This window comes from Microbacterium sp. APC 3901 (assembly GCF_030407765.1).
Lineage (GTDB): Bacteria > Actinomycetota > Actinomycetes > Actinomycetales > Microbacteriaceae > Microbacterium.
Map to the genome: position 1 here is coordinate 23,988 of NZ_JASDCU010000007.1, position 6,251 is coordinate 30,238.

Annotated in this window: 5 protein-coding genes; 3 read left to right on the forward strand and 2 right to left on the reverse strand. The window is 68.8% G+C overall.

The annotated features are described in order from the left end of the window. Entirely contained in the window at window positions 1–1,299 is a 1,299-nt protein-coding gene (locus QMA07_RS07815; protein ID WP_290160993.1) for an MFS transporter, read from the reverse strand. A gap of 135 nt (window positions 1,300–1,434) precedes the next feature. Here QMA07_RS07815 and QMA07_RS07820 point away from each other — a divergent pair, with 135 nt between their 5' ends. Then, complete coding sequence (locus QMA07_RS07820) at window positions 1,435–2,712, forward strand: TetR/AcrR family transcriptional regulator (protein ID WP_290160994.1); 1,278 nt, start codon at window positions 1,435–1,437, stop codon at window positions 2,710–2,712. Between the two features lie 18 nt (window positions 2,713–2,730). Here QMA07_RS07820 and recQ read toward each other — a convergent pair whose 3' ends face one another. Then, window positions 2,731–4,806: a DNA helicase RecQ gene (recQ, locus tag QMA07_RS07825; protein WP_290160996.1), complete on the reverse strand. Its 2,076-nt coding sequence runs from the start codon at window positions 4,804–4,806 to the stop codon at window positions 2,731–2,733. Between the two features lie 91 nt (window positions 4,807–4,897). On the opposite strand from recQ, the gene QMA07_RS07830 reads away from it, so the two are divergent. Together QMA07_RS07830 and QMA07_RS07835 are read left to right on the forward strand one after the other, a co-directional pair. Then, window positions 4,898–5,215 carry a GNAT family N-acetyltransferase gene (locus QMA07_RS07830; protein WP_290160998.1) on the forward strand — a complete coding sequence of 106 codons (318 nt, stop codon included), beginning with the start codon at window positions 4,898–4,900 and terminating at the stop codon, window positions 5,213–5,215. Continuing rightward, the gene (locus QMA07_RS07835) at window positions 5,215–6,132 is read left to right on the forward strand and encodes a pirin family protein (protein ID WP_290160999.1); all 918 of its coding nucleotides are present in this window, start codon (window positions 5,215–5,217) and stop codon (window positions 6,130–6,132) included. The genes QMA07_RS07830 and QMA07_RS07835 overlap by 1 nt, the downstream gene beginning before the upstream one ends. The last annotated feature ends 119 nt before the right edge of the window (window positions 6,133–6,251 follow it).

The following is a 6,251-nucleotide window of genomic DNA, read 5'->3' on the forward strand; positions in this document are numbered from 1 at the left end:
TCACTTGACTCCCTTGATGCGGTAGACGAGAACGGCACCCGCGAGCGCGACGAGCGCCCCGAACAGGTACCAGGTGGTGTAGCCGCCGAGCGGAGTCGCGGCGCCGAGCGCGATGATGCTCGGCGCGATCGCGGGGGCGATCGACTGCGGCAGCGCGTTGGCGATGTTCAGCACGCCGAGGTCCTTGGCCACATCGTCGGGGTTCGGCAGCACCTCGGTGGCGAGCGCGAGGTCGACCGACAGGAACGAGCCCGCCCCCAGCCCGATGATGGCCTGCGCGACGATGACCACTGGGATCGAGGGAGCCAGGGCCAGGATCACCAGGCCGACGACCATGATCACTCCGGCGATCGCGACGAACGGACGACGCTTGCCGATCCTGTCCGACAGGAACCCTCCCAGCGGAGCGGAGATGGCCATGGCAGCCATCGACGCGAGGTTCGCGAGGAGGATCGTGCCGACCGCTCCCTGCTCATCGAGCTCGAACCTGTTGACGAGATACAGGGGGAGGAACGTGGCGATGCCCGCGTACCCGAACATCACGAAGAACTTGGTGAGCCAGGTCCATCCGAAGTCCGGGTGCTTGCGGGGGTTGAAGACGAAAGAGCCGAAGAACGTGCCGACCGTGAAGCGGGTGGCCGGCTTCTCGGTGAGACGACGGTCCTTCAGCGTGAGCACGAAGATGATGACCAGCACCAGGGCGATCGCGCCGGGCACGAAGAACCGCTCGAAGTCGCCCGGCAGGAAGTTCACGATGAAGCTGCCGGCGAGGATGCCGATGGGCGTCGTGATGCCGACGATGCCCGAGACCTTGCCTCGGCTCGAGACCGGGACCTGATCGGGCAGCGTGGCATTGGCTGCGGCGAGCACCGCATTCATCGATGCCTGCACGAGGCACCAGGCCAGCAGCACGACCAGCACCGAGGTCGCGGTTCCGATGATCGCGAATCCGCCGAGGCCGACGATCGCGCCGCCCAGGATCCAGGGGCGACGCATGCCCCACTTCGACGTCGTGCGGTCGGAGAGCCGCCCGACCAGCGGGTTCGCGATGAGGGCGAACGCGGCACCGACACCCATGACGAGACCGAGGCTGCCCTCGGTGTTCACCGGGTCGAGACGCTGGATCTTGAAAGCCATCGACACCATCACGGGTGTGAGAAGCGCCAGGTAGACGCCGAAGTTCACGGCGGCGAGTCCGGGGGCGTACCCACGGGGCGTCTTCAGCGGTGTGGTGCCGGGGACTTTGAAGCCGGTGGTACCGACGGCAGCCGCGGTGGCGGCCGATGACAGCTCTGTCACGGGGGGATCCTTTCGGGCAAGGTTCGTCGATCATCTGCGACCTGACGTGAGGAAGACGATACACGAATCTCGACCGTTTGGTAAGTGAATGTCTACCGACTGGTAATGAGAGAGAATGAGGGGGAAGGGGGAGCGATGACGACAGCGATGACGACGGGTTCGCGTCAGGCGCGCGCCGCAGCCACGCGTCAGCGGATCGTGGATGCCGCCCGCGAGCTGTTCGTCTCGAACGGCTACCGTTCGACGTCCCTGCGCGACATCGCCTCCGCGGCATCCGTGAGCCACCCCGGGCTCCTCGGCCATTTCGCCTCGAAGGACGACCTGCTCGCCGAAGTCGTCGCCGGATTCGAAGAGGAGAACGAGAAGGCCTTCGACCTCATCGCGACCGCATCGGACTCGGGCGAGCTGATCTTCGCCGACGTCGCCCGGCGAAACGCCCGCACCCCCGGCTACCTCGAGCTCTTCGCGGCACTGACCGGTGAAGCATCCGCCCCTGGCCACCCTGCGCACGAGCGGATGCGCGAGCGCTACGCGCGACTGCGCGAGCTGAGCTCCGAGGTGCTGGCCGATGCGGCTCTGCACGGCACGATCGACTCGGAACGATGCGTGGCCGACGAGACCACTCGCCACATGGCCGGGTGGGACGGACTGCAGCTGATCTCGCAGTATCTTCCCGACCGCGTCGACGTCGTGCAGATGCTCGAGGAACGCGAGTCGCTGTGGGCGCTGCCGCACGGCTGGCGGGATCCCGACCAGCCACTCGCATCACCGACCCCTGCCGGCCCCCTGCCTCCGGTCTTCGGCACCGATGCGCCCGGCGACGACGTCGAGGGATACGAAGTGGGCCGCCGCCGCCGGGCGCAGATCCTCGCCGACGCCACCCGGCTCTTCGCCCGCGACGGCTACGGCGACACGAGCCTGCGCGACATCGCTCAGGCGGTCGGCGTCTCGAAGTCCACACTGCTGCACCACTACTCGTCGAAGGAGCTGCTGCTGAGCGCTGTGCTCGCCGAGCGCGATGGCGCGATCCGGATGCGCAACCAGGCCGTGCGCGTCGAACGGGCGGCCGAGGCGCTGCGGAGCGTCCCTCACGGTGCGCGCGTGAGCGCTCTCGACGAACCGGGGCTGATCAAGGTGTACGCCGTGCTGTCGTGCGAGGCGGTGCCTGGCGCCCATCCCGCACACGACTACTTCACCACCCGGTTCTCGCAGGCCGTCGACTACTTCACGGAACTGTTCCGACTCGCCAGGATCGACGGGGACCTGCCTGAGCACCGCGACCCCGAGCACGAGGCGATTTGGCTCGTCGCGCTGTGGGACGGCTTGCAGTACCAATGGCTGTACGACCGTGACGCGGTCGACATCGCCGCGCACCTGACGGCACACCTCGATGACGTGCTCCCCCTGCGCTGAGCGACGGGTCGTCGAGGGTCAGCCCGCGGCGATCACCGCGAGCACGCCCTCGCCGTAGGCGTCGCGCTTCTTCGCACCGATGCCGGTGATGCCGTCGAGGCCGGCCAGCGAGGCCGGCCGGTGCTCGGCGAGCGCGCGCAGGGTGGCATCGCCGAAGACGATGTAGGCGGGAACCCCCTGCTCGCGCGCGGTCTCGGCACGCCACGCACGCAGCGCCTCGAACAGCGGACGGTCGCCGGCATCGAGAGCATCCGCCGCACTCGCCTTGCGCGCCCGAGGACTGGACGCCGGTCGTCCGATCGTGTCTTTGCGCAGCGGAACGGGTGTCTCGCCATTGAGGACTCCGACCGCCTGCTGGCCGGGGGCGAGCGTGCCGTAGTCGCCCTGCGCCACGATGATGCCTCGCGCGAGCAGCTGGCGGACGACGCTGCGCCAGTCCTGATCCGACAGATCCGCGCCGATGCCGTACGTCGCCAGCTTCTCGTGGCCCTGCTGTCGCATGCGCTCGGTCGAGGCCCCGCGCAGGATGTCGATCAGATGCCCGGCGCCGAACGACTGATTGCGCTCGCGCTTGAGGCGCACGATCGTCGAGAGGAGCTTCTGCGCGGGCACCAGCCCGTCGAACGTCTCGGGGTTCTCGAGACAGGTGTCGCAGTTGCCGCAGGGCTGTGATTCCTGGCCGAAGTAGCCGAGCAGGTTCTGTCGACGGCATTCGACCGTCTCGCACAGCGCGAGCATCGCGTCGAGGTGCTGCCCCAGGCGCATCTTGAACGTACGATCACCGGGGCTCTGATCGATCATGCGACGCTGCTGCACCACGTCACCCAGACCGTAGGCCATCCAGGCGATCGACGGCTCGCCGTCGCGGCCCGCTCGACCGGTCTCCTGGTAGTAGCCCTCGACGGACTTCGGCAGGTCGATGTGGGCCACGAAACGCACGTCGGGCTTGTCGATGCCCATGCCGAACGCGATCGTCGCGACCATGACCACACCGTCTTCGCGCAGGAACCGCGACTGGTTCTTCGCTCGCACCTCGGAGGGCAGACCCGCGTGGTACGGCAGCGCGTCGAATCCCTGCGCGGCGAGATAGGTCGCCGTCTGCTCGACCGACTTGCGGCTCAGGGCGTAGACGATGCCCACCGATCCTTCTGGCTGCGCACGGATGAAGGAGACCAGCTGCTTGCGTGGATCGACCTTGGGCACGATCCGGTACTGGATGTTGGGGCGGTCGAAGCTGGCGACGTAATGCTGGGCCGAGTCGAGCCGCAGTCGCTCGGTGAGCTCCTTGTGCGTCGCGCGAGTGGCGGTGGCCGTCAGCGCCATGCGCGGAACACCCGGGAAGCGCTCGCCCAGGTCGCCGAGCGCGAGGTAGTCGGGACGGAAGTCATGCCCCCATTGCGACACGCAGTGCGCCTCATCGATCGCGATCACGCTGAGAGTGCCCCGCTGCAGCAGTGCCGTCGTCTGCGGCGACGACAGCCGCTCCGGGGCGACGTAGATGAGGTCGAGCTCGCCGGCGACATACGCCCGCTCGACCTCTCGCCGTTCGTCGATCGCCTGCGTCGAGTTGAGATAGGCGGCGTTGACGCCGTTGGCCCGAAGGGCGTCGACCTGATCGTGCATGAGAGCGATGAGCGGGCTGATCACGAGCCCCGTGCCCTCGCGCACGAGAGCGGGCACCTGATAGGTGACGCTCTTTCCGCCGCCCGTCGGCATGAGCACGACCGCGTCGCCACCGGCGATGACCTGATCGACGATCGCGGCCTGGTCGCCGCGGAACTCGTCGTAGCCGAACACCGTGTGCAGCGCCGCGGCTGCCGACGGATAACGGCTGGGTGCGGCGCGCCTCACCGTGGGTGCGGATGCCGCGGAGGACCCCGTCGGGCGAGACGCCGGCCGCCCCGCCTCGGTCGTCACAGGCGTCACAGGGCCGGGCCCCCAGTCCAGCGGAGGCTCGAACCCGGCACCCTGCGGCTCCCAGTCCATCGGCTCGGGCGGCTCGGAGGGTTCCCACTCGCCACCCCAGGGCTCGTCTGACCCGTCGACAGGCTCAGGGACCCATCCTTCATAAGGGTCACGGGGAGTCTGGGGCATCCCTCCAGCGTAACGACCCCCGCCGACCTCGGCCCGCCCCTCCACAACTCAGCGGGCGTAGGTTTGACGCAGACGCCCGAAGGAGCTTCCGATGACCGACATCACCGTCACCCGCGACGACGCGGAATCCCGCTACGAGATCCGCTCGGATGACACGCTCGCCGGCTACGCCGAGTTCGAGCTGCGCCCCGGCGCGATCCGCTTCATCCACACCGAGATCGATCCCGCGTTCCAGGGGCAGGGTCTCGCCGGCATCCTCGCCGAGAAGGCGCTCACGGACGCCGCCGCATCCGGCGACGCGATCGTGCCGCTGTGCCCGTACATCGCGAAGTACCTGACGACGCACGAGATCGCCGGCGCGGAGATCCGCTGGCCGAAGCGTCCCGGGACCGCTCAGACGGAGGCGTGATGATCGGCGAGCGCCGCATCGTCCTCGAACCGCGCGAGGTCCCCCTCGGCGGCGTGCGTGGCATGAACGTGCTGCGCGTGCTTCCGCACCGCAATCTGCCGACGATCGGCGCCTGGTGCTTCCTCGACCGGTTCGGCCCCGCCGACACCCGCATGCGCGTCGAGCCGCACCCGCACATCGGACTGCAGACCGTGACCTGGCCGCTCGTCGGCGAGATCCGTCACCGCGACTCGCTCGGGAGCGACGTCGACCTGCGACGCGGGCAGCTCAACCTGATGACCGCAGGCAACGGCATCTCCCACTCCGAGTACTCGATCGGCGACGAGCCCATCCCCCTCGATGCCCTGCAACTCTGGGTCGTCCTGCCCGACGGCGCACGGCGGGGACCGGGCGGCTTCGAGCGCCACACCGATCTTCCCCAGGTCGCGCTTCAGGCCGCCGAAGGCACCGTGGCCACGGCCACCGTCGTGCTCGGAGAGTTCGCCGGCGTCACCTCGCCGGCCACCGTGCACACCCCCATCGTCGGCGCCGAGATCGTGGTTCCCGCCGGCACCGGCATCCGACTGCCGCTGCGCCCGGAGTGGGAGCACGCCCTGTTGCTCGTCGAGGGCGATGCGATCGTCGCGACGCACGACCTCGCACGGAACGACATGCTCTACCTCGGTGACTCGAGGGACGCCGTCGAGGTGTCGAGCGTGCAGGGCGCCCTGCTCTTCCTCATCGGAGGCGAACCCTTCGCCGACGAGATCGTCATGTGGTGGAACTTCGCGGGCCGCGACCACGACGAGATCGTCGAGGCGCGCACCGAGTGGGAGGCGGCATCCGATCGCTTCGGCGTCGTCGAGGGACACGACGTGCGCATCCCCGCGCCTCCCCTGCCCGACGTGCGGCTCATGCCCCGCGGTCGCAGGATCTGACGTCGTCACAGACGTCGCCCCGCGCTCCGGAGAGCGCGGGGCGACGTCTGTGACTGCTACTGCGCGTCGACCGTCACGATCGTGCGCACGGCGGACTCTCCGTACTGCACGAGTCCGAG